Raw genomic sequence first — 24,607 nt, forward strand, 5'->3', positions numbered from 1 at the left:
AGCATAGCAACATTTGTCAGCCCTACGGGTGCCATGGCGCGTGCGCGGGACGTGCCGTGACCCACGACCGCAACGCGGGGTGCTGGCGCCAACGAAAAGGGAGCGATGGCGAGCGTTCGGTGGCTAGGGGCGCCCCTTGCAGCCGTGCTACCCTGGCCCGGTGAGAGATTCGCGAAGCGGGCGAAGCACGGCCGTGACGGCGCTGGTGTTGTCGATGTCCCTGGCGGTGCCGACGATGGCGATCGCGGGGCCCAACGGAGGCGGGCCGAGCGGGGACTTCTTGGTGCCTGCCGGGGCCGGCATGGCCGCGGCGGTGCCGGGGGCGCTCGATCGAGCGTTCATGATGGCCAAGAAGAAGAAGAAGTCGAGCAAGCCCGCGGGTGGGCTCACTCCCGAGCAGGGCGAGGCCAAGCGCGACGAGCTTCGCGCCAGCGTGGCCGACGACGTCGAGGCCGAGCGCTGGGAGGCGGCGGCCGACGCCACCGAGTCCGGCGCGGAGGCAACGGGCGATCCGCTGAGCTACAAGGACGCCGCCAACTATCGGCTCGAGCAGGCGAGAGCCGACCGCGACATCGACGTCGCCAAGGAGGCGATCGAGACCGCCAACATCACGCTCGACATCCTCTACTTCTACGACGCCGTCGACGAGGGCGAGGCCGAGAGCGACTATCGCCCCATCGAGCCCGCGATGGCGTCGTCGCTCGTGTCCGAGGTGCAGGGCATCATCGAGCAGGCCGAGACGCTCATCGAGGAGATCGAGGCGGAGGAGGCCGAGTCGACGGAGGGCGGCGGAACTGCGGCCGGGGGCAAGACCAGGAAGAAGCGCGAGAAGAAGCCCGGGCTGGCGCTCATCGCCATCGGCTCGGGGGTCTCGGCGATCGGCCTGGCGGGGGTCTCGATGGGTCTGGCCGGTCTCATCATCAGCTCCAGCAAGCAAAAGGAAGTCGAGGGGCTCACGCTGCCCAACGATCAGGCGCGGGTCGACCAGCTCGATGCCGAGGGCTCGCGCGCCAACCTCATCGGTTGGGTGGGCCTGGGCGTGGGGGCGGCCGGTCTGGCGATCGGCGTGCCGCTCATCGTGGTCGGAGTGCTCAAGCGCAAGAAGGCCGGCAATCCGTCCGCGTCGGCGCTGCTACGCCACGAGCTGCGGATGGTGCCGACGACGTCTCGTCGCTTTGGCGGGGTGGCGCTGCACGGCCGGTTCTAGTCGTAGCCCCCCGCATTCGGCTTGGAGCTGGCGGTGCAGCGAGCTCGCCCCCCAGAGGGGGGCGTTGGTGAGGTCGATCGTGGGGCTCTACTCTGATCGCCCCCCGCGTTCGGCTTGGAGCTGGCGGTGCAGCGAGCTCGCCCCCCAGAGGGGGGCGTGGGTGAGGTCGAGCGTGGCTCTACTCTGATCGTCGCCCGCATTCGGCTTGGAGCTGGCGGTGCAGCCAGCTCGCCCCCGACATTCGATCGGGCGGTTTGTCGGTGGTTGGTGGGGTTTCGACTTGGGTGTTTGTGGGTGCGTAGGGGGCTGCACGCTGTTGGTGCGTGATCCTTTGTTTCGTCACCGGCGCAAATGCGGTAGATGAACACGCGACTCATGAGCCACCAAGGACGACCCATGACTTCCCTTCGCTCGATGCTCGCACTTGCTTCGATCACCAGCCTGCTGGGGCTGTCAGCCTGCCCGGCGGGAGATGACACCGGCGAGAGCAGTGACACCATCGCTGCCACCACCATGCCCATGGGCATGACCGACACCGGCATGGAGGAGGGCAGCTCCAGCTCGGAGCAGGACTCCTCGGGGGGCAGCTCGGGCCTGAGCCATGCCGCCGACATCCAGCCGATCTGGGACGAGCACTGCGTGACCGCCTGTCACGAGGCCGATGGCGAGTGGGGCCTGTTCCTCGACATGACCGGCGATGCCCACGCGGCGATCGTGGGCGTGGCGGCGCCGCAGCTGATGAGCATGAGCCACATCGAGCCGGGCGATCCCGACGCCAGCTACATCTGGCACAAGATCAACAACACGCAGGTCGCGGCGGGTGGCAGCGGGCTGCCCATGCCCAAGGCCCGACCCGGCATGCCGGTCACGGAGCTCACCCCGGAGCAGCTCGATACGATCGAGGAGTGGATCCTGGCGGGCGCACCCGAGTAGCCACCGTCCGTCGACGAGCCGAGCCCGCGGCGCGTCCTCGCTCGAGAGGCGCCGCGGGCTTCGTCGTGCTGGCGTGCACCTCGCTCGCGCTACTTGCAGCTACTGCATTGGGGCGAGCGGGCGCACCGTGACCCCGAGGTCGCGCCGGGCCTGCACATAGGCCGCGCTGGCGGCAAAGGCCAGGAGGTCACGGACGTCACCGTCGTGCGCGGCCCACTGGCCCAGGTGCTCGCCGCGAGGCTCGGGATCGCCGTCGTTCATCACCCGTAGCGCGGCCCCGAGCGCTCCGCCGAGGGCCAGGCCCACCCGGTTGCCGCAGCGACGCACCCACGCCCGCCAGCTGCGGGAGTCGAAGGGCTCGTTCTCGTAGGCCTTGAACACCGCACCGAGCCGGCGCGAGACCTTCTGCGGCAGCTTGCGGCCGAGCTCCTGGCCAAGGCGGCTGACCTCGTCCTCCTCCGAGCCGCGGTGGCGCCGTCGCATGTGGCGGGGATGGAACGCCTGGAAGGTGGCGGCCAGCAGCTGCGCCAGCGCGGCGCGTCGCAGCCCCACGGCGAACACGGCGTCGGGTCGGGCGTGGTACATTGCGCGGCCCAGGGCAAAGCGCAGCTCGTCGGGGTCGTCGCTCTCGAACGCTCGCCCGTCGGCGAGGATGACGGGCGGGTTCTGCCAGCGCACGTGGAAGAACCCGCCGTCGCGGGCGTCGTCGGGCCGATCGGCCTCGTGCCCCTGCGGCAGATCCATGGTGTCGACCACGCCCACCTTGCTCTGACCGAGGCGCTTGAGCAGCTCGGCCCAGACCTGGCAGACCAGGCTCTCTCCCAGCGGGGACATGCGTGCATCGGGGGCGATGTCGAGCTTGGGCAGGTGCTCGCTGAGCAGCGATGCCCCGCCCTCCCACAGCTGCAGGAGCGCCTCGCCCACCCCCGCGTCGGGCGGTGACGGGGGGCACAGGGCGTCGAGCCACTCGTCGCCCATCGGGCTCTCGGGCGGCTGCACGTCGAGCTCGTGGGCCTCGAGGAACGCACGCGCCCGATCGTGATCGGGATCGGCCAGGGCGATGAGCGAGTAGAGGGCGTGGGCGTGGTCGAGCTCGCCGTGCTCGGCGCGGTGGGAGGCCAGCGCGGCCAGGCTGGGCACGAACAGCGGCTCGTGCTCGAGCAGCTGGCGGTGGTTGTCGAGCGCCGCGGCGTCCTTGCGATCGAGCTCGGTGTAGAGCTCGGCGAGGTGCCGGCGCTCGGCCGGACCCAGCGCGTCGGGCGAGAGGGTGCCTGCACGCTCGAGCGAAGCCAGCGCCTTCTCGGGGTGGCTGCGCTGGAGCTCGGCCAGCCGCAGCAGCAGCGTGATCTGGTGCTGGTGCTCGTCGGGGTCGTCGCCCGAGCCTTCGCGCGCGGCGAAGAAGCTCTCCACCAGCGGCTCGATCTCCTCCACGCGAGCGGTGGCCTCGAGGACCTCGGCGTGGGCCATGACCGCAGCCGACGATCCCGGAACGAGCGCCCGGGCCTGCTCGGCGTAGCGCTCGGCCAGCTCGAGCCGCTCTCCGGCGTGGAGGGCCAGGCGCACGCCCTCGAGGCGCAGGTCGTGCTCGCGGGCGGGGCCGATGCCCTCGTGGCGGAGCAGCCGCTCGAGCACGCGCAGGGCGGTCACCGAGTCGCGCGGCGCGGTGTGGCGGAACGCGGCCTCGAGCGCGCCCCGATCGATGATGCAGCGCTCCTCCTGCCCCTCGGCCAGCTCGAGCCCGCTGCGCAGCGCCTGCAGGGCCGACTGCCGCAGCTCCTCGGGCGATCGCGGGGCGTCGGGGTCGTGAGCATCCTCGACGGTGGCCGCGGCGTCGTAGAACATCAGCGCCGCGTCGACGAAGCGCTGGGTGCGAAGCTCGCGGTCTTCGGTCATTCGCGCCAGCGCTCGGGCGTAGCCGGCGGCATCGGCCCATGCGCTGCGTTCCTGGCACAGCGTCACCAGGGGCTCGAGCGCGGACGCGTTGTCCGGATCGAGCTCGGCGGCGCGCCGGTAGCGGGCGTAGGCCGCGTCGGCGTGCTTTTGGGCCTCTTCGGCGTGGGCGGCCAGCACGAAGGTGTCGCTGACCAGGCGGCGCTGCTCGTCGGCGGCCGGGTGCTCGGCCAGGCGCTGCTCGATCTGCTCGACGGCGATGATCGCGTCGCGATAGCGCTGCGCGCCAAAGCGATTGCGGACCACCGCCGCGCGGATCTCGAGGTTGTCGGGATCGTGGCGCAGCGCCGCGGTGAGCCGACGGTAGGCCTCGCCCGAGCGATCGGTGCGCTCGAGCACCTCGGCCAGGATGACCAGCGCCTCGACCAGCTCGGTCCCACGTCCGGCCAGCGCCAGCGCCTCCACGGCCGTGGTCAGGTGCATCTCGGCGTCGCGCAGCTCGTCGGCCTGCACCAGGATGCGAGCCAGGCCCAGCTTGGCGCCGGCATGCTCGGGATCCTCGCGCAGCGCGGCGTCGAAGCGCTCGCGCGCCGCCGCCATGTCACCCGTGCTCTGGAACGTGACGCGCCCCATCTCGGACAGCAGCAGCGCTCGAATGGCGGGCCCTTGCACCTCGGCGAGCTGGGCGTCCATGAACTGCATGGCGCCCTCGATGTCGCCGCCTTCGACCCGCAGCTCGACCATGCCCTCGAGCGCGGCGGCCAGCCGACGCGCCTGGCCCTCCTGCCCAAAGTCCTGCTTGGCGCGCTCGAGCGCCTGCGAGTAGAGGCTCATGGCCTGCTCGCGGTCGCCGAGCCCGTCGTGGCCATCTTCGTGCCCGCTGCCGTGCCCACCGCCGTGCGCACCGCCATGATGGATGCGAGCGGCCTCGAGCAGATCGTCGATGGTACCTCGCGCCTCGAGGGCCTCCGACAAGGACTGCGGCTCGTGAAGCGTGCGGGCCAGGGCCACCCGGCGGTCGCGTAGATCGGGATCCTCGGGGTGGTGTGCCACCGCGGCCTCGACCACCTGCTGGGCTCCGCGCGCGTCGCTGCCCTCGTTGGCCAGCACGTCGGCCAGCGCCCGGGTGAGCACGAGCGAGCGCTCGGAGGTGGGCGGGAGCTCGCGCCAGCGCTCGCGCAGCAGCGCCACGCCCTCCTCGTAGCGTCCCGCCCGGCGGAGCATGCGGGACAGCGCGATCACCACGTCGTCGCGATCGGGGGCCTCGCGGTGCAGATCCTCCATGGCCTGCATCGCGGCGTCCTGATCGCCGAGCCCTTCTTGCAGCACACGCGCCTTCTCGACCAGCAGCGCGACGCGAAGATCGGGATCGTCGTCGACACGCCCCAGCCGCCGGTCGAGCGTGGCGACCAGCTCGTCGTGGCGGGCCGAGGTGGCGTAGAGCCTTTGCTGGTGGGCCAGCACCTCGTCGAGCAGCCCGGTCGGCAGGTCGTCCTCGGGAGCCTCGGTGAGCTCTCGCAGGGCATCGAGCGCGCGATCGGGCAGCCCCAGCTGGCGCTCGTAGATGTCCGCCGTCAGGGCCAGGTGCGTGTAGTGCAGCCCCACGTCGCCCAGCGTGGTCCAGGCCGTGCGCATGGCCTCGATGGCGGGCTGCCAGCGCTGCAGCGCCACCAGTCCGTCGACCAGGGCCTCGTGCACCGCTCGGCTGCTCGGGCACTGTCGCGCCAGCATGATCAGTCGATCGACCGCCTCCTCGGTCTGGGACAGGCGCTCGCGGAGCGTCTGGACCAGATCCAGGCTGTGCTCGACCAGGGTCTCCTCCGGCCACTTCTCGCGCTCGGCGTCGATGAGATCGGTGAGCGCCGCCGCATAGTCGGCCGGCCGATCCTGGCTGGTGTAGATCCGCATCAGGCTCGCGAGTGCGGGCACGTGGCGCGGGCTGACCGAGAGCACGGCGCGGTACGAGGCCTCGGCGGCCGTCAGGTCGTCGCGGGTCTCGTGCAGCGCCGCGATTCGCATGTTCTGGGCCACCAGGTGCTCGGGCATGGCGGCCTCGGCCAGCAGCCGCTGGTAGGCCGCCAGCTCGCGGTCGAGCACATTGTGGCGCTCGGTCAGCGCGTGCAGGCTGAGCAGGGCACGGGGGTGCTCGGGCACGATGAGCAGCGCCTGCTCGTGGGCCGTGAACGCGCGCTCGAGGTTGTGCGCGCCCTCTTCCCACATGCGCGCGAGCCACAGCGACACCTCCACCTGGGCCGCCTTGTCGCGGGTCGGCGCATCGGCGTAGGCGATCGCCACCTCGTCCCATGCGCTGGCCACTCGCGGACGCGGCGGCAGGATGTTGCTGGTCAGGCGAGGGATGGGCGGCAGACCCACGCCCGGGGTGCGCGGCGGTGGCGGTGGGGCCTTCACCGCCGCGTGCGTGCGGGTGAGGCCGTCATCGGAGGGCGTGGCCACCAGCGGCAGCGAGACGGCCGCGCCCGCGGCCACGGTGACCGTGCCCTCGCTCCCGTCCGGTTCCTGGTAGGGGATCGGCTCCACCTCGACCAGGTCGAGCTCCTCGACCAGGTCGAGCTCCTCGATCTCCTCGAGTTCGTCGAGCTCCATCGTGTGCGACCCCGACACGGGCATCGGCACCCCGGGCGGAGGGGTCCGGGGAGGCATGGGCGGCGCAGGAGGTCCGGCCGGTGCACCGCGGGAGCCCGCGCCACCCATCAGGTTGCGCGGAATGGTGCTGGTGGCCTCTGCGTCGGGCTCGTGCTCCGGCGTCAGCATGGCCACCGACACCGTGACCGGCCGCGGCTCGTGGATCCCCGTGAGGCTGACCTCCTCGGTGATCGTGCGCAGGATCGCCTGCGGGCTCGACACGTCGAGCTTGGCCCCGAACGGCGACGGCACGGTCGACAGCAGCATCTCCGGGTCGAGCCCGGCCTTGGTCCACACGCGCAGGTCGGCCAGCTCGGGCAGCTCCACGACGGGACGCATCAACGGATCGCGCGGCACGGGAGGCGTGTGGTAGGCGCCCGTCTGCTCGGCCAGGCGCCAGATCGCGGCGTGGGTGTCGTCGAGCTCGGGGCTCGCGGACTCGAATGGATCGCTTTGCTCGGGCCCGGTTGGTTCGGGCAGCTCCGGCTCGCGGCGCCAAGCCTCGAGTCGGGCCCGCAGCGCATACTCGGGGCGCTCGAGCGGCCCCTCGTAGAGCTGGGCCAGCCGCCGCAGCAGCGAGGCCTCGGCCGGAGGATCGCCCAGCGCTCGCTCGAGCCGCCACGCGGGCAGCACCAGGAACGTGTCCCACGCGTCGCCATCCTCGGCCAGCCGCTCGAGCTCCACCAGCGCCTGGTCGTCGTCGGGGTGCAGACCGAACACGCGCAGCCACTCCGCCATGGCGCCCCTGGGATCGCCGAGGCGAGTCTCGCGGATCTCGGCACGCTCCTCGAGCAGCTGCAAGGTCTCGTCGTCGCTGCGGCTGTCGGCGACGAGCCGCTGCAGCACCGCGAGGTGGAGCAGCGCGCCCACGGCGGGCACGTCCCCCGCCCGCCGCTCGTCGATCTTCTCGCTCAGGGTGCGGATGTCGGGCATCAGCACGTCCCCGCCCGGGTCGTGGGGCAGGCCGCTGGCCAGCACGCGCAGGGCTCCCAGCGGATCCTCGAGGCGCTGGTCGAACACCTGCGCGGCCTCGCGCAGGTTGGTCAGCCCCTGCGTGGTCGCGTTGGCGGCGAACGCCTCGTTGGCCCGCAGCAGGTGGTGGTTGGCCAGGTGCGTCCACAGCGAGTGGCGCTCGCACAGCGACAGCAGCCGATCGATCGCCTGCTGAGCCAGCCGCGTGTCGCGGTCGCGCAGCTCCGCCCAGGCCTGCCGCAGCCACTCGAACGCCTTCTCCGGGTCGCCCTGCTCGTCCTCGTAGATCGTCGCGATCGCAACGCAGGCGTCGAAGCGCTGGGTGTTGGTCTGGGCGCGCTCGAGCAGGTTGCCGTGCAGCTCGATGAGCGCACTCCACAGCCGGTGGGCGCGCGCGGTGTCCTCCAGGCGGGCGCACAGCGCATCGTCATGGGGGCTGTGCCGGAACGCGCGCTGAAGGTAGCTCACCGCGCGCGGAGCATCGTCGAGGCGATCGAGCGCGAGGTCGGCCGCCTGCTGCAGCCGGCCCGAGAGATCGAAGGTGCCGGCCTCCGCCGCGCCGCGCCGCTCCTGCAGCCCGAGCTCCTCGTCGAGCACCGACAACAGCGGATTCCACAGCCGATGGGTCGCGGCCAGCTCGCGCAGCCGGGCCTCGCCCTGGGAGCCGTCGCGGTCGTTCTCCACCGCCACGAAGAAGCCGCGGCGGGCCCAGTCGAACGCCTTCTCGGCGTCACCGTAGCGGTGCTCGGCCACCTCCGACGCCTCGAAGCACACGTCGAGCTGGGTGGGCACGTCGCCCTCGTTGCTCATGTGCACGAAGCGCTCGTCGAACAGGCCCAGCAGCTCGCGCCACAGGCCATACTGCTTGGCCACGCGCCGTGCCTCCACCAGCACCTCCTCGGCGTAGTGGTCGATCGCCAGCGCACGGCGCAGCAGGTCGAGCGCCCGCGCCCCATCGCCGATCTGCTTCTCGGCGATCTCGCTCATCTGGACCAGCGTGGCCGTCTTCTCGAGCGGATCGGGCAAGAGGTCGAGGCGGCGCTGCAGCGACGCCAGCGAGCCCTCGTGGTCGCCGAGCTCGACCTGGAGCCCGGCCATCGTGCGCAGGCCGTCGGTGTCGTCGGAGAACTCGTCGAGCAGCCGCGCGTACACGGCCAGGGCCGCCGCCTTGTCCTGCTCTTGCTCGAGCCAGGTGGTCGCGATCGTGTCGAACAGACGACGGCGGGCGTTGGACTCGTGGGTGGCCAGCAGCACCAGCTCGGCCTGCCGGATCACGTCGCGATGCCGGCCCGCTCGCTCGTAGAGATCCAGCAAGGTCCGCGCGACGTCGCCGTTGCCCGCGGCGGCCTCGGTGCGGTGCAGCTCGGTGAGCACCTCGATCGCGCGCCGGGGGGACTCGAGCTGCTCGCCCAGGATCTCGCTGCGCTCCCACGCGATGCGGAACGCGTCGTCCTCGGTCTCGGACAGCGTCTGCAGGCGCCCCAGCACCTCGCACAGCGGATCCCACAGCTGCTCGGCGCGATAGATCCGGACCAGGGCCTCGAGCGCCCCGCGGTGATCGGGGCGGCTGCCGAGCACCTTTTCGAAGCAGCTGCGTGCCAGCTCGGGATCGTCGAGCGACGACTCGGCGAGATGGGCCAGGCGCAGCAGGTAGTCGACCTGGCGGATCTCGGGGGTCTGTGGCGAGCCCGCGACCTTGAGCAGCAGCGTGCCCAGCTCCTCGTAGCGGGCCGAGCCCTCGTAGAGGCTGATGACCTTGTCGACGATCTCGAGGTTGCCCGGGAGCAGCTCCAGCAGCTCCGTCCAGATCGCCGCGGCCTGATCCTCGTCGTGGAGCTGCAGCTCGGCGATCCGGGCCATGCGGCGCAGCACCTTGACCTTGGCGTCCTTGTTGCCCGCCTGGTCCAGCTCGCGCTGCAGCGCCGAGAGCAGCTCGCCGAAGCGCTGCTGCTCCTCGAGGATCTGCTGCAGGCGCACCAGCGCCTCGCGGTCGGCCGGGCTGCGCTCGAGGATCGCCTCGCAGGCCCAGATCGCCTCCGTGGGCGCCTCGAGCTCGTGCTGCCACAGCTCCGCCAGCCGCTTGAGCACCGCGATGTGCTCGGCCGGGCTGCGCGAGCGCTCGTACTGGTCGCGCAGCAGATCGCTGACCTGGTGGAAGTCGCCCTCGCGCTCGTAGAGCGAGGTCAGGGCGCGCGAGGCCTGCACGTCCCCGGGCGACAGCTCCAGGATCTCGCGGTACAGCTCGATCGCACGCGAGCGGTTGACGTCGCGGTCGCGGTAGACCTGGGTGAGCCGCTTGAGGATGTCCAGCCGCTTGCGCGGATCGACGGTGCGCGCCAGCTCATCCTCCTGGACGCGCACCATGTTGTCCCACATGCGCGCGCGCTTCTCGATCCGTGCGATCGACTTGGACGGTCGGCTGTCGCGGGGGTAGTGCGCCGCCATGCGGTGCCAGGCGTCCAGCGCCCCGTCGACGTCGCCCAGGTGCTTCTCGCAGATGTCGGCCAGCTCGACGAATTCCTCCGCGAACGCGGTGTCGGAGAGCGGTCCGTGCTCCGCGTGGGCGGTGGCCTGCTCGATCTGATAGAGGATGAGGTCGCGCAGGTGCGTCCAGTTGTGCTTGCGACGCCAGTGCTCCTTGTAGCCCTCGAACGCGGCCGGATTGAACGGCTCGCGCTCGAGCACCTTGTAGTAGAACACCGCCGCCCGCTCGTCGTTGCCCAGATCATCGCGATAGATCCGGGCCGTCTTGAGCAGCACGTCGGTCGGGATCTGGTCGGGCATGCGCTCGGCCCGGGCCTCGAGCAGCGACGCCAGCGCGTGCACATCCGACGTGGCCTCGTAGATCTGCTCGAGCCGCCGCCACGACTCGCCGTCGGGCGGCTCGTAGCGGCTCGCGTCCTCGAACAGCTGCCGCGCCTCCTCGCGCCGGTGCAGCCGGGTCTCGAGCAGGTCGGCCCGCCGCAGCAAGAGCGGCACCCCGTCGGGGCCCTGATCGTAGTACAGCCACTCGCGGTAGAGGTCGTCGAGGGCCAGCCAGTCCTGGGCGTCCGACAGCGTGCCCTCGAGCGCAGCCGCGGCCTGCTGGTGGTCGGGGGCCAGCGACAGCGCGCGGCGCAGCAGCTTGATCGCCTCGTCGTGTCGCTGGCGGCGACGCGCGAGCTCGGCGGCCTTGTAGAAGATGTCGGCGGCCTTGCGCACCCCCTCGCCGGCCTTGCCCGAGCCGAGGTAGAGCACGCCGAACGCTCGCAGCGCCGCGATGTCGTCGGGCTGCAGCTCGAGGGCCGCTTGCAGGTGGCGCGCCGCCGCGGGCACGTTGCCGCGGGTCTCGCTCTCGATCTTCGCCATGCGGCGGTGCAGCTCGGCCGCGCGGGCGGCCGGCAGGCGCTGCCGACCGTGGTGCAGCTCGGACTCGATCACGTGACCCGCTCGCTCGAACGCACCCGCCCCCAGGTACAGGTCGATGAGGGTGTTGGTGGCCTCCACGTGGCCCGGCTGCAGCTCGAGCGCCTGCTCGAAGTGCTGGACCGCCTCGCCCACCGCCACGAAGTGCTCCTGCAGCAGCTTGGCCAGCTCCACGTGCAGCTCGGCCGCGCGGGCCGGGTCGGCCGTGGTCCGCAGCTGCCAGCGCAGCAGCATGACCAGCTCCTTGCGGGTGGGCATGGCCTCGTAGATCTTGCGCAGCCGATGCAGCGCCCGGGTGTTGTCGGGCTTGAGCATCACCGCCCGCGCCAGCGCATGGGCAGCGGCCGTGCGGTCCTTGACGCGCTCGCTCCACAGCTCGTAGGCCTGCAGGCACAGCTCCGAGGCCTTGCTGGCCGCGTCGGCCGTGGGGTGGGCATGGGCGGCGTGCACCACCAGCAGGGTCGCCAGGGCGCGCCAGTTCTCGGCGTCGCGGAACGTGCGACGCAGGCGTATGAAGGTCTTCTCGTCGCCAGGGGCGCGGCGATAGTCCCCGAGCTCGGGGGGCTCGCCAGGGTAGGGGCCGGGCAGGGAGCAAGGGAGGCCCGCAGCGGGCTCGAGCGAGGCGTCCACGCGTTCGTTCATGGATTGGCCGGGCGCCGGCAAGTGGCGCGACCGTCGCAACGTATCACAGCCCCTGCGCCGGCTGCGAGACGTGCCGGGCGTCCAGGGGTGCACGGGGGTCGGGCGAAGAAACGCTATGCTCCCGGCAGCCTCGAATGACGTCGCACCTCCCGCCTCCGGCCCGACCTTCCGCCTCGCCTCCGGGCCTACCCTTGGCCTCGATGGGGGGGGCCGTGGCCCCGCGCACCGTCGTCGTCGGTCGCGGTGCGCAGGTCGTGGTGCTGCCCACCGGTTTGCCCGTTGCGGCGGGATCCTCGGGTGGGGTCGCGCGCTCGGGCCGGGCTCGGCCCGGGACGGCCGGCCGCGGTGCGCCCGCACGGGCGGAGAGCTCGGCGCCCGGGGGGGTGGTGGCCCTGCAGCTGTGGATCCTGGGGGGCACGGCGGCCGAGGAGCGGGAGGAGCACGGCTGTGCCCACCTGCTGGAGCACATGCTGTTCAAGCCCACGGCCGACGGCACCGATCTCGCGGCGATGCTCGAGGGCCTCGGCGGAGACATCAACGCCTTCACCAGTCATGACGAGACGGTCGTGCACGCCACCGTGCCCGCGGGCCACGAGCGCGAAGCCATCGACGTGCTGCTGGGGTCGGTGCTGCGACCCGCACTCGAGGCCTCTTCCCTCGCGCTCGAGACCGGCGTGGTGGTCGAGGAGATCCGACAGTACGACGACGACCCGGCCTCGCGCGCCATGCAGGCGCTGGGCGAGGCGCTCTACGGACGCCATCCCTACGCGCGCCCGGTGCTGGGCACCACGGCCGAGGTCCGTCGCCACGATGCCGCCCGATTGCGCCGCTTCCATCGCCGCGTATACGCGGCCCGGCGGGCCCGCTTGGTCGTGGTGGGGCCCGTCGATCCCGACGCGGTCGTCGAGGTCGCGCGTCCGTGGCTCGAGGCGCTGCCGCGAGGCAAGCCCACGTCCGAGGGGGCGTTGGCGGTGGTCGAGCCCCTGTCGCGCGCGCGCGTACGCATACGGCAGGACGATGTGCACGAGGCCCAGATCCAGCTGGGGTGGCGTGGTCCGGCCCTGCCGGCGTCCGAGGCCTGCGCGCTCGAGGTCGCCTCGATCGTCCTCGGCTATGGCGAGGCCTCTCGGCTCACCCGCAACGTTCGCCGCGGCGCGCGGCTGGTCTCGGACGTGCTGGCCAGCTTCTATCCCTCGCGCCAGGGCAGCTCGCTCGTCATCACGGCGCACGCCGAGCCGGCCTCGGTCGCGTCGGCGGTGAGCGCCATCCTCGACGAGGTCGAGGCGCTCGCTCGCATGCCGCTGCAGCCACCCGAGCTCGAGCGCGCACTCACCGTCTTGGCCAGCGATCTGGTCTACCGCCGCGAGACCGCGGCCGGCCATGCCCATGCGCTGGGCCAGCACCTCAGCCTCAGTGGCTCGCTCGAGCTCGATCGCCGCTATCACGGCGCGCTCGCCAGCCTCACCACGGCGGAGATCCGTCGCTTCTGCGCCCGCTGGCTGCGCTCGGGCGCGGCGGCGGTGAGCGTGGTGGTGCCCAAGGGGCGGCCCGCCGCCACGTCGGCGCTGCGAGCCGCGCTGGCCAAGCGAGTCAAGGGGCAAGGCAAGGCCAGGCCGGGGCCGGTCGTCCGGGTCGATCGCCACGGGGTGATGGCTGCCCGTCTGTCCTCGGGACTGCGCGTGCTGCTTGCCGTGGATCGTCGCGTGCCCATGGCCGCGGGCTGGCTCATGTGGCCGGGCGGGCTGCGCCGCGAGGATCCGCGCCGGGCGGGCACCACGGCCATGATGGCCAAGCTGCTCACGCGTGGCTGTGCGGCCATCGAGGGGGACGCGCTCGCACGGGAGATCGAGGGGTCTGCCGCCGCGCTCGACGGGTTCTCGGGTCGCAACAGTGCGGGCCTGCACTTCGAGTGCATGGCGACCAGCCTGCCGCTGGTGCTGCAGCGCATGGTGCAGTGCGCCCAGGCACCGACCTTTGCCGCGCACGAGCTCGACGAGGAGCGTCGGGTCGCGCTGCAGGAACTCGACGCCGAGCAGGACGACCCCGGCAAGCTCGCCTTTCGCGGGGCGTTCGAGCGCCTCTACGGCGGCCATCCCTTTCGCTTGCGACGCAGCGGGACCGCCTCCTCGCTCGCACGCCTGCGCTCGGCGGGGCTACGCAAGGCATGGGCGCAGTGGTACCCGCTGGGGCGAGCCGTGCTGGCGATCTCCGGCGACGTGGACGTGGACGGCGTGGTGGGCACGCTCGATGGGCTGCTGGGTGCCGACGAAGGGCCCGCGCTGCCTCCGTGGCCCGGTGGCGGCCCGCGGTATCCCGAGGGTCCGTTGGATCTCCATCGGCCACTGCAGCGCGAGCAGGCCCACCTGGTGCTCGCGATGCCGGGGCTTGCGTTCGACGATCCCGCCGCGCCCGCGCTCGACGTGCTGCTCGCGGTGCTCGGAGGGCAGGCGGGTCGCCTGTTCGTCGCCCTGCGCGAGGTCGAGGGGCTCGTCTATCACGTGTCGGCCAGCTCGACCGAGGGCGTCGATGCCGGTGACATCTCGTTCTACGCCGCAGCCGGGCCCGATCGCATGCCGAGGGCACGGCAGGTGCTGGAGGCCGAGCTGACTCGGATCCGAGACGAGCCCATCGGCGATGACGAGCTGTGGCGAGCCAAGGCCTATCTGGTGGGACAGCACGCGATCGGCATGGAGCGCCACGGCCGGGTCGCCTCGCTGCTCGCGTTCAACGAAGCGTTCGGGCTCGGTCGCCATCAGCACCTGCGCTATCGCGAGCGGGTCGAGCGGGTCGACGCCCGGCGCGTGCGAGCCCTGGCTCGGCGCCTGCTCGACCCTCGGCGCCGGGTGGTCTGCATGGTCGGTCCTTGAGTCGGCGAGGCCGGGTCCGGCATCCGACCGCGGCCCAACGTGCTACGCGGTCAGGCTCAGCACGTAGACATCGTAGAGCGCGTGGGTCCACGCCGCGACGGCGAAGCCACGGATCTGGTAGACGAGCGCGAAGAACACCCCGGCCAGGGTGCGGTAGACGAACGCCGCGAACGTGAAGGGCTCGCCCACCGGGCCGATGTGGTGGGCCAGCGAGAACGCCAGCGACGACAGCACCAGCGCCAGCAGCCAGGCCCGGCGGGCTCCGGTGAGGCCCGTGAGCAGCCAGGCCAAGCCGCCCATCAGGATCACCCGGAAGATCAGCTCCTCGTGAAAGCCTGCGCCCGCGGAGATCACCACCACGTCGAGGGGGCCTGCGCCGCCCACCACCAGCCCCGGGACGATCCCCGCGAACTGCCGAATGACGAACACGATGATCGACCCCATGATCAGCGCGTAGAACGTGGATTCGACCAGCATCGGGACGAACGCCCGGGGTGCGAGCTGGCCTCGGCGCCGCAGCAGCACCACCACCGCGGCATACGCGACCAGCAGGCCCGCCAGGATGACCAGGTACTGGCTCAGATCGCGGTGGCTGACGCGAATGAGCGCCTGGGTGACGAAGTCGACGCCGTTTTGTCCGCGTCCGCTCAGGATCCCCAGCTGGTAGACGAGGAACAGGGGAAACACCAGGACCGCGCTGGTCAGCCCCTCGATGCGGCCCTGGAGGTGCGCAACGAGCGGATGAGGAGGCGCCGTTTGCGTGGTCTTTGGGGCCCGGGCCATGCTCGCCATCGTGGGCCATTGGCCCACGCAGAGCAAACAAGACGCCGAGCAAAACAAAACGCCCCTCACCGGAAGACCCGGGGAGGGGCGCGGCGGAAAACCGTTGGTACGAGGCCTAGCTTAGCGCTTTCGGGCCCGACGTGAGGCCTTTTTCGAAGGCGTCGATGACGATTTCTTCTTGGAGGCGGCGGGCTTCTTGACGGCGGCCTTCTTGGCAGCGGCGGCCTTCTTGGCGGTGGCCTTCTTCTTGGAGGCGGCGGGCTTCTTGGAGGCGGCGGGCTTCTTGGAAGCGGCGGGCTTCTTGGAAGCGGCGGCCTTCTTGGAAGCGGCGGCCTTCTTGGAGGCGGGCTTCTTGGCGGCGGGCTTCTTGGCCGCAGCGGGCTTCTTGGCCGCGGTCTTCTTGGCCGCAGCGGGCTTCTTGGCCGCGGTCTTCTTGGAGGCGGACTTCTTGGCGGCGGGCTTCTTGGCCGCAGCCTTCTTGGAAGCAGCGGGCTTCTTGGTGGCCTTCTTGGACGCGGGCTTCTTGGTCTTGTCCTTGAGCCGCTCGCGCTCCTTGTCCTTCTTGGCCTTCTCCTTGTCCTTGAGGGCCCGCAGGCGCTCGCGCTCCTTGTCCTTCTTGGCCTTCTCCTTGTCCTTGAGGGCCCGCAGGCGCTCGCGCTCCTTGGTGAGGCGCTCGCGCTCCTTCTCCTTCTCCTTGGCTAGGCGCTCGCGCTCCTTGTCCTTCTCCTTGGCCAGGCGCTCGCGCTCCTTGATCTTGCGGAGCTTCTCCTTCTCGCGCTCCTTTTGGAGTCGGACCTTCTCCTTCTCCTTGTCCTTGATGGCGCGCAGGCGCTCGGCTTCCTTCTCCTTGCGCTTGGCCTCGCGCTCGGCTTCCTTCTCCTTGCGCTTGGCCTCGCGCTCGGCTTCCTTGCGCAGGCGCTCCTCTTCCCGCTTGCGGGCCAGATCCTCGCGCTTGCGCTCGGCCTCGCGCTTGCGCTCCTCGGCCTTGCGCTTGCGTTCCTCGTCTCGCTCCTTGCGCTTGCGCTCGCGCTCCTCGTCTCGCTCCTTGCGCTTGCGCTCGCGCTCCTCCTCGCGACGACGGCGCTCGGCCTCCCGGCGCTCGGCCTGGGCCTGTCGCTCGCGCTCGGCGGCCAGGCGCTTCTCCTCGAGCTGGCGCTGCCGCTCGGCTTCCTCTTCGGCCAGCTTGCGCTCGCGCTCGGCCGCGATCTCCTCGGGCGAGGGGCCCATCTCGAGGCCCAGGAGCTGCTTGACCTCCTCGACGTCGACCTTCTCGCCGGCGAGCTCCGCGTCGCTGTCGCCACGCCCGTGCACCAGCACGCGCGGGAGGTTGTTGCGGAACATCACCTCCACCTTCTGCTCCCCGACGATCTCGGACACGTAGCCCACGCCGAAGGTCGGGTGCACGACGATCTGGTTCTCGGTGAGCCGGGCCTTGGGCGAGTACCGAACCGCCGACTCGTGATCGAACAGATTCATCCCGTCGAGCCAGTCGGGCTTCTTGAGCCCCTTGCGCTTGGCCGCCGCGACCGTCTCCGGGTTGTCGTCGTCACCCCCACGGGGTGGCTTGTACGCGTGAGTATCACCGCATACTGCGCATTGCACGCGGCGGATCTCCTCACCGTAGCTCTCGAGGATGATGTGCTGGGTATCGGCCCGGCACTTGGGGCAGTAGCCCTCGACCTCGCCGCCGTTGCTGGAGCTTTGGTTGCCCCCGAAGTGGCTCTCGAAGATCTGATCCATCCGCCTAAGTCTCCGGTTCAAGCTCGCACTATCACGCGTCTATCGTACCCACAAGAGCCATTGGCGCCGAAAACCAGACGCAGTCGGACCGGGGGCCTGCCACTGCGGCGCGTGGGAGGGCCTTGGCGTGCTGCATAACTCATTGAAAACAAACGATTAAACGATGGTTTCTGGATGGTCGGCGACGTGGGGATCGGCCGACGAGGTCGCAGGGTGGCGGCTGGAGATCACCACCCTCGTCACGTCCTCGGACGTCACAGGTCGATGCAGGCCGAGCGGGCGTCGCTCGTGGTCGAGTCCCGGGGCTCGCGGTCTCGCATCCATTCGGATCGTCTCGGAACGACGCGGCGGGGCTGGGCGATCGCTCGAACGTCCCATGCCCATCTGGGGCGCCACACCGAAGGGCATACGCAACCTTTGTCAAGTGCGCGGGTACCACCCCGGCCGGCGGCCCAACCTGGACCCATCGGATCGGTCCTCCGCCGCAGGCTGGTCCTCCCATCGACGGATCCTCCGTTCGCTGCGCATGCCAAGGCGAGGCCGAACGCATTCCGCGGGCGCGCCGCTCCCGGGATCAGCGCGGACCGAACTCGGGCCCGGGCCGCACGGGGAGTCTGGCCGCGTCGGTGCTCCCGGACGAACGAGGACCACCGCGGGGCTCAGGTTGCGTTGGCCGACTCATCGACGGCATCGCCGTCGTAGTGGTCCTCGCTGGCGTCGAGCGTCGCGTCGTCTTCGAATGGGGCGTACGAGTCACCGCTGCCGTCGAGCCCCATGGCCTGGGTGAGCTTGCGGACCTCGGCCACGGCCTCCTTGGATTGCTCGGCAAGGCTCGAGAGCTCGCGACACACGACGCGGAAGGCACGGCCGTGATCTCCGGCCTGCGCCGCGATGATGTTGCCGTTCAGAGCGAGCAGCTGCAGGCGCCGCGCGACGTCGTCGATGAAGTGCATGACCGATTCCATGCGATCGGCCTGCAGCTCGAGCTGGCTGCGCGTGTCGGTGCCCGTGCGATCGCGCATGCTGGCCACCAGCATCTCGCGGAAGGCACCGACGTCCTGGAACGCCTCGACCATGCCGATGGGCCCGTACTCGTCGCTCTTGTCCGAGGCGTAGAGCGGGCGGCTCGCGAGCATGAAGCTTCGGCCAGCCAGATCCACGGTGCCGCGGTACACCTCGCGGCGCCGGAGCACGGTGTCCACCACCGTGGCATCCGCAAAGCCTCCGACCTCCATCGCGTCGCCCGCATCGAGCACCGACGACGAGGCGACGCGGCGGTTGCCGAGGTAGAGGTTGATGCCGAGGCTGGTCGCTCGCGCCAGGCGAGGCAGGAGCTCGCGGTCCCCGTTGAGCACGCGGTCACCCGCCATCAGCTCCTGGTCGCGACGGCGCAGCTGACCGCTGGCATGGATGAGATCGTCGACCAGCTCGACTGCCGCCGCTGCACGCTCGGCCACACGGCGGGAGATCACCAGCCAAACGGCCTCGTAGACGTCGCTCTCCGTTTGCTTTTGGCTCACCGTGCATCAGTGTAACGGTCGGGCCGCCCTTGTGGTAGGCACCGAGCATGCCCACGCCCGGCCGCATGCCTCCTCGGGTCCGTATCGCGCCCAGCCCCACCGGCGATCCCCATGTCGGGACGGCCTACGTCGCGCTGTTCAACTACGCGTTCGCGCGCCGCCACGGGGGGAAGTTCGTGCTGCGCATCGAGGACACCGACCAGGAGCGCTACACCCCGGGCAGCGAGCAGGCCATCCTCGAGGCGCTGCGCTGGCTGGGCCTGTCGTGGGACGAGGGGCCCGACGTGGGGGGCGAGCACGGCCCCTACCGCCAGAGCGAGCGCCTGCCGATCTACCGCGAGCACCTGACGACGCTGCTCGACTCGGGCCGGGCCTATCGCTGCTTCTGCACGCGCGAGCGGCTCGACGAGCTGCGCCGGGCCCAGATGGCGGCCAAGGCCTCGTTCCTCGGCTACGACGGCCACTGTCGCGACCTCGATCCCGGCGAGGCCCAGCAACGTGCCGAGGCGGGGCAGCCCCACGTGGTGCGGCTGCGAGTCCCCAAGGGCGGGCGCACCGTGGTCGCCGATCGCCTGCACGGCGACGTGGAGTTCTCCCACTCCGAGATCGACGATCAGGTGCTGCTCAAGTCCGACGGCTTTCCCACCTACCACCTCGCCAACGTCGTCGACGATCACCTCATGGGCATCACCCACGTGATCCGCGGCGAGGAGTGGATGTCGTCCACTCCCAAGCACGTGCTGCTCTACGACGCGTTCGGGTGGGAGGAGCCGCAGTGGTATCACCTGGGCCTGCTGCGCAACTACGACAAGAGCAAGCTCAGCAAGCGCAAGAATCCGGTCTCGATCATCCACTATCGCGAGCTGGGCTTTCTGCCCTCGACCCTGCTCAATTTCCTGGCCACGCTGGGGTTCTCGATGGGGGACGACCGCGAGCGCTTCAGCCTGCAGGAGATGGTCGATGCCTTCGAGTGGTCCAAGGTCAGCCCCGGCGGCCCCGTGTTCGACCCCCGCAAGCTCGAGGCGTTCAACGCCGACGACATCCGGGCACTGTCGCCCGAGGCGCTCTACGAGCACGTCATGACCCAGGTGCTGCGACCCGATCGCCTGCGCACCATGCTGGCGCTCGCTCACGAGCGCCTCATTCGGCTCGACGACTTCATCCCCTACGTCTCGTTCTTCTTTGGCGCCTCGCTCGACTACACGCCGGTGGTCGACAAGCTCCACGTCAAGGGACGCACCTTCAAGCAGTCGGCCAAGCTGCTGCACGAGTACATCGAGCTCATCGAGCGTGACCCCGAGGCGCGCGCGTTCACCCCGGAGGCGCTCGAGAACTTCAGCCGCTCGTTCTGCGAGCGCAACGACTGGAAGCCGCGCGACCTGTTCACGCTGCTGCGGATCGGGATCTCGGGGCGCACCGCGGCGCCGCCGTTGTTCGACACGATGGCGCTGTGCGGCAAGGATCGCGTCCGCATGCGGCTGCGCGACCTCATTGCGCTGCTCAAGGCGCTGCCCGAGGCCAAGTAGGCCCTCCGCATCCGCTGCGAACGCGGCTACACGCGGCGGCGGCGGCCCTTGCCCGGAGCCCTCTCGCTCGGGGCGGGGGCCTTGGCCGCGCCACTCGGGGCGGGGGCCTTGGCCGCACCACTCGGGACAGGGCCCTTGGCCGCGCCACCCGAGCCGGGCGGCGGGGCCTTGGCCGGCTGCGGCGCGTCGGGCAGGTCGATCCCCGCCAGCATGCCGGCCAGATCGCCGAGGCTCCCGAGCCCCTTGCCCGACTTGCCCTGGTCCTCGCGGAACTGGCGGAAGTTGCGGCGTGCCTCCACCTCCTCGACCGCCTTGGCCGAGAACCGCAGGCGGCCCGTGCCTCCGTCGCGTCGCAAGAGCACCACGTCGAGCGCATCGCCGGGGGAGAACGCCCGCCTCGGATCGCTGCCGGGCGGCAGCGCCAGCTCGCCGTTGGGCACCAGGCCCTGGCCGGCCGGGGTGTCGACCAGGATCCCGAACCCCTCCACCTTCACCACCGTGGCGGTGACGACCTCGTCGCCGCCGGAGGCTGGGCTCGTGCCCTCGGTGGGCTGCACCAGGGCCTTCATCGACAGCGAGATCCGCATGTCCTGGACCTTGCCCGATGCGGCCGCGTCGATGGCCGTGATCTTGACCCGCACCGACTCGCCCACCGACACCATGTCGGACGGGCTGCTCACACGGCCGTGGGCCATCTCGCTGACGTGGACCAGGCCCTGCAGGCCGCCGAGGTCCACGAACGCCCCGTAGGGTTGGATCGACTGCACGATCCCATCGAGCTCGGCCCCCACCTCGAGGCGCTCGGCCAGCTCGGACGCCTTCTGATCGCGCTCGGCCAGCAGCAGCGCCTTGCGCGAGACCACCACCGAGCGCCCGCCGTCGCGCACCTCGAGCACGCGAAAGAAGTGTCGCTGACCCACGAACGCCTCGAGGTCGGCCACGTACGACAGCTCGACCTGGCTGGCCGGGCAGAACGCTCGCACCCCGCCCACGTCGACCTCGAGCCCGGCCTTGACCGCCTTGCGGATCTCGCCCTCCACCGGCGTGCCCGACTGCGCGGCCAGCTCGAGCGCCTCCACGTCGAGCCCACCGGCACCGTAGGCCAGCACCAGCCGCGGAGCCTGACGCCCCCCGGGGTCGGCCACGGTGGCCTTGAGGCGATCGCCCACGCGCACCTTCAGCTCGCCCCGGTCGTCGGTCACCGCGCTGCGGTCGAGACGGGCCTCGGCCTTGGTCCCCACGTCCACGAACACCGTATCGTCGCCGATCGCGACCACGGTGCCCTCGACCACCTGGCCGGCCTTCAGCTGCGCATTCCGGGCTCGCGGTGCCGCCGCGGCCCCCGTGGCCATGGACTGCTCGAACAGGGTCGCAAAGTCGTCGTCGTTTTCCGCCATGGCTCGACCGCAGAGAATGGCAGCACCCTCCCAGCACGGCAAGCTCTCAGCCGGCTGCGGGGACGAGCAGAGCATTCCGGTCGGCCTCCCCAACGCCCCATGGGGGGCAAGCTGGATGCACCGCTTGCCCGTGACGGACGTGGGGGGCGATCTACAGCGCCTTCATGTCTGGCAACGGCGGCAGGGGCTCACCCACGCTCTTGGGCCGCCAGTTGTGCGTGACGCTCGTGTGCCCGTCCTTCTCCAGGCGGATCTCGTGCGTCTTGCCGTCGACGGGCACCTTGATCTCGCAGGGCGTCTCGCCTTGCTCCTCGCCGTCCACGAACACCTTGGCACCGGTGACGTTGGTGCTGACCAGCGCCCGGTTGAACGGGAAGCTGTCGTAGGTCGGGGCGCTGCTGTTGCCGGCCTCGCCGTCGCTCGCCCCGCTGGCGCTGGCCTCATTGCTGGACGGGTCGGTGCCGTCGCCGGTCTCGGTGGACGACGAACCCAGCCCGCCGAACACCATCACCCCCACCAGGACCAGCGCGGCCACTCCGAGCACCACCGCGACGATCTTTCCCGTCTGCTCGCCCGGGCCCGGTCCCATCGCGGGCGGCACGGACACGGGCAGGCCGGTGGAGGCCATCGACGAGGTGGTCAGGGCCGCCGTTCGCACCGCTCCGGTGCCCGTGAGGTTGGGTACCGACCCCGAGCCCTCGCGTCCTTCTCGGGCCGCTCGCAGGTGGCCGATGCACTCGCCGATGAGCTCGGCGAAGCGTCCCGCGGTCTGGATCCGCTTGCCGCGATCCTTGCGCAGGCCCATCGACACCACGCGGGAGGTCTCCTTGCCCGCATGCCGCATCGCGGGGACCTTGGCCCGCACGTGCTTGAGCATCGTCGCCATCGGAGTCTCCGCCGCGAACGGCGGACGACCCTCGATCATCTCGAACAGGATGATCGCCAGCGAGTAGATGTCGGTGCGGTGATCGAGCGGCAGTCCGTTGCACTGCTCGGGCGACATGTACTGCGGGGTGCCGAACACCTCGCCCGCCTGCGTCAGGCGCGTGGCATCCACCCCGCCCGCGATGCCGAAGTCGAGGACCTTGACGACCTTGCTCACCCCCACCGTCTCGATGAAGATGTTGTCGGGCTTGAGGTCGCGGTGGAAAACGCCGTGCTCGTGCGCCTCGCTGAGGCTCTCGGCCACCTGACGGGCGATCTGCAGCGCCTCCATCTCGGGCACGTGGCCGCGCTCGAGGCGGTCGGCCAGGCTCTCGCCGGTCAGCAGCTCCATCACCATGTAGGGGCGGCCATCCTCGAGCTCCCCGTGCTCGAACACGCGGATGGTCGACGGGTGCCGGAGCTGGCTGGTGATCTCGAGCTCGCGCCGAAAGCGGGTGATGAACTTGCGGTCCGCGGTGGTGTCGGAGCGGACGAGCTTGATCGCGACCTTGCGCTCGACCTGGGTGTCCCAGGCCTCGTAGACCACGCCCATGCCGCCCTCACCGATGATGTCGGTGATCTTGTAGCGGTCGCGCAGCAGCTGGCCGATCTCGTTGCTGATCGACATCTCCATGCTCGAACCCGAGAGGCTCGAGAGCTCGACGTCTCCGCTCGAGTCCTCTCGGCTCCGTTCGCCCTTGGAGAGTCCCCTGGACTTGGGGGTTGTCGGCCCGCGATTCGCCATGGAAGGGACGCTGCGGCCGGTCGCGAGGTGACGCGGCGGGCAGGCGGGGGAAGCATAACCGCGGCGGCCATAAAACCCCAAACCACCGAACGCGGCCCGCGGACGGCCGCATGGCTCCGTCCAGGGAGGGATCGGCGCGCTCGAACGAAACTGGCGATCCCTCGATGGTCCCTGCCGGGAGCTGGGGACCGATGGGGCCGACGGGTCGGTCGCTCCATGGTCGAAGGGCGCAAGCGCGCAGGAGGCGAATTGGGCCCGGGGCGTCGTTCGGTGTATCCCTGGCCCGTGACGCGAGCGCGGTGGGCATGGTGGCTTGGGTGGACGACGGCAACCTTGGGGTGCCGCAATGCCGAGACGGTGTCGACTCCGGTGCCGCAGGCGAACCCCGTCCCCGCCGTCGCGCCGGCCGTGGATCCGGTGGGCGACCCGACCCCCGCCGCGATGGACGGCCGGGCATCGGGTGATGCGGTCGAGCCGGCTGCGCCGACGCCAGAGCCCGACCCGGAGCCGGAGGCTCCGAAGCTTCCCGATGGCACTCCGATCCTGCCGTGCGCCGAGCCGCCACCCGGCATGGTCTGCATCCCCGGGGGTCCGTTCGTGCGCGGCACCAACGACGACGAGCCGGCCAACGCCCGACCCCAGGCCACCGTGTGGCTGCAGACCTTCTACCTCGACGTCCACGAGGTGACGGTCGAGCAATACGAGGCCTGCGAGAAGGGCGAAGGGGTCGCTGCGGACGGACGCGATCGGCCGAGCGCTCCCTGCGATCGCGCGGGGCCCCAGTACCTCGACTTCGACCACCCCAAGATGCCCATCCAGGGGGTGAGCTGGTTCGATTCCCGCAAGTACTGCCAGGTCCACGGCAAGGACCTGCCCACCGAGGCGCAGTGGGAGAAGGCCGCGCGCGGCCCCGATGGCGAGCTCTATCCCTGGGGCAACGAGCCGGTCACCTGCGAGCACGCGATCATCAAGGACGCGCGGGGGCGCAGCTGCGGGCTGCCCAAGGCCAAGAGCAAGCCCGAGACCGGGCGTCCGTGGGACGTGGGCTCGCGACCGGTCGGGCGCTACGGCCTCTACGACATGATGGGCAACTCGTGGGAGTGGGTGCTCGACTGGTACTCCAAGAGCTACGCCGACTGCGGAGCGGAGTGCGAGGGCACCGACCCCAAGGGACCCTGCGGCGGGGCGGAGAGCTGTCCGCGGCACTACATGAGAGTCGTGCGCGGGGGTTCGTGGTACTGGGATGCGTCGCGGGCGACCGGGGTGTTTCGGCGGCCGCACTTTCCGGCGAACGAGCCGTTCCACCACTTCGGGTTTCGCTGCGCCGCGACGGCCGAGCAGGTCGAGGTGCTGCGGGGGCGGGGAAAATGAGCAAGGCCGTGCTCCGGGGAGCACGGCCTGCTGGTGTTGGTC

11 protein-coding genes are annotated in these 24,607 nt (G+C 70.9%); 5 read left to right on the forward strand and 6 right to left on the reverse strand.

Features of this window, described 5'->3' with window-relative positions; translation table 11 throughout:
* The first annotated feature begins 160 nt into the window (after nt 1-160).
* Nucleotides 161-1,207 carry a hypothetical protein gene (locus tag OEB96_RS21490; protein WP_266218341.1) on the forward strand — a complete coding sequence of 349 codons (1,047 nt, stop codon included), beginning with the start codon at nt 161-163 and terminating at the stop codon, nt 1,205-1,207.
* A gap of 396 nt (nt 1,208-1,603) precedes the next feature.
* Nucleotides 1,604-2,140, forward strand: a complete 537-nt coding sequence (locus tag OEB96_RS21495) for a c-type cytochrome (RefSeq protein ID WP_266218342.1) — start codon at nt 1,604-1,606, stop codon at nt 2,138-2,140.
* Between the two features lie 99 nt (nt 2,141-2,239).
* Here the strand turns inward: OEB96_RS21495 and OEB96_RS21500 are convergent, their stop codons facing one another.
* Nucleotides 2,240-11,680 carry a tetratricopeptide repeat protein gene (locus OEB96_RS21500; protein ID WP_266218344.1) on the reverse strand — a complete coding sequence of 3,147 codons (9,441 nt, stop codon included), beginning with the start codon at nt 11,678-11,680 and terminating at the stop codon, nt 2,240-2,242.
* A 224-nt stretch (nt 11,681-11,904) separates the two neighbouring features.
* Here OEB96_RS21500 and OEB96_RS21505 point away from each other — a divergent pair, with 224 nt between their 5' ends.
* The gene (locus OEB96_RS21505) at nt 11,905-14,559 is read left to right on the forward strand and encodes a M16 family metallopeptidase (RefSeq protein ID WP_266218346.1); all 2,655 of its coding nucleotides are present in this window, start codon (nt 11,905-11,907) and stop codon (nt 14,557-14,559) included.
* Between the two features lie 42 nt (nt 14,560-14,601).
* Here the strand turns inward: OEB96_RS21505 and OEB96_RS21510 are convergent, their stop codons facing one another.
* The 3 genes from OEB96_RS21510 to OEB96_RS21520 form a co-directional block, all read right to left on the reverse strand.
* Entirely contained in the window at nt 14,602-15,342 is a 741-nt protein-coding gene (locus OEB96_RS21510; protein ID WP_266218347.1) for a CPBP family glutamic-type intramembrane protease, read from the reverse strand.
* A gap of 120 nt (nt 15,343-15,462) precedes the next feature.
* Nucleotides 15,463-17,082 carry a coiled-coil domain-containing protein gene (locus OEB96_RS21515; protein WP_266218349.1) on the reverse strand — a complete coding sequence of 540 codons (1,620 nt, stop codon included), beginning with the start codon at nt 17,080-17,082 and terminating at the stop codon, nt 15,463-15,465.
* Between the two features lie 659 nt (nt 17,083-17,741).
* Nucleotides 17,742-18,602, reverse strand: coding sequence for a methyl-accepting chemotaxis protein (locus OEB96_RS21520; RefSeq protein ID WP_266218350.1), 861 nt, complete (start codon nt 18,600-18,602; stop codon nt 17,742-17,744).
* Nucleotides 18,603-18,649: 47 nt separating this feature from the next.
* Here OEB96_RS21520 and gltX point away from each other — a divergent pair, with 47 nt between their 5' ends.
* On the forward strand, nt 18,650-20,128 hold the full coding sequence (gene gltX, locus OEB96_RS21525; RefSeq protein WP_266218352.1) for a glutamate--tRNA ligase: 1,479 nt from the start codon (nt 18,650-18,652) through the stop codon (nt 20,126-20,128).
* A gap of 26 nt (nt 20,129-20,154) precedes the next feature.
* Here the strand turns inward: gltX and OEB96_RS21530 are convergent, their stop codons facing one another.
* Both OEB96_RS21530 and OEB96_RS21535 read right to left on the reverse strand, forming a co-directional pair.
* A complete protein-coding gene (locus OEB96_RS21530) occupies nt 20,155-21,525 on the reverse strand; it encodes a 30S ribosomal protein S1 (RefSeq protein WP_266218353.1) in 1,371 nt (456 codons plus the stop codon).
* A gap of 151 nt (nt 21,526-21,676) precedes the next feature.
* Nucleotides 21,677-23,077 (reverse strand): serine/threonine-protein kinase, encoded by a 1,401-nt coding sequence (locus tag OEB96_RS21535; protein ID WP_266218355.1) that lies wholly within the window; start codon nt 23,075-23,077, stop codon nt 21,677-21,679.
* A gap of 474 nt (nt 23,078-23,551) precedes the next feature.
* On the opposite strand from OEB96_RS21535, the gene OEB96_RS21540 reads away from it, so the two are divergent.
* Nucleotides 23,552-24,565 carry a formylglycine-generating enzyme family protein gene (locus OEB96_RS21540; protein ID WP_266218356.1) on the forward strand — a complete coding sequence of 338 codons (1,014 nt, stop codon included), beginning with the start codon at nt 23,552-23,554 and terminating at the stop codon, nt 24,563-24,565.
* Nucleotides 24,566-24,607 lie beyond the last annotated feature (42 nt).

The sequence above is a fragment of the Paraliomyxa miuraensis genome (assembly GCF_026337845.1).
Lineage (GTDB): Bacteria > Myxococcota_A > Polyangia > Nannocystales > Nannocystaceae > Paraliomyxa > Paraliomyxa miuraensis.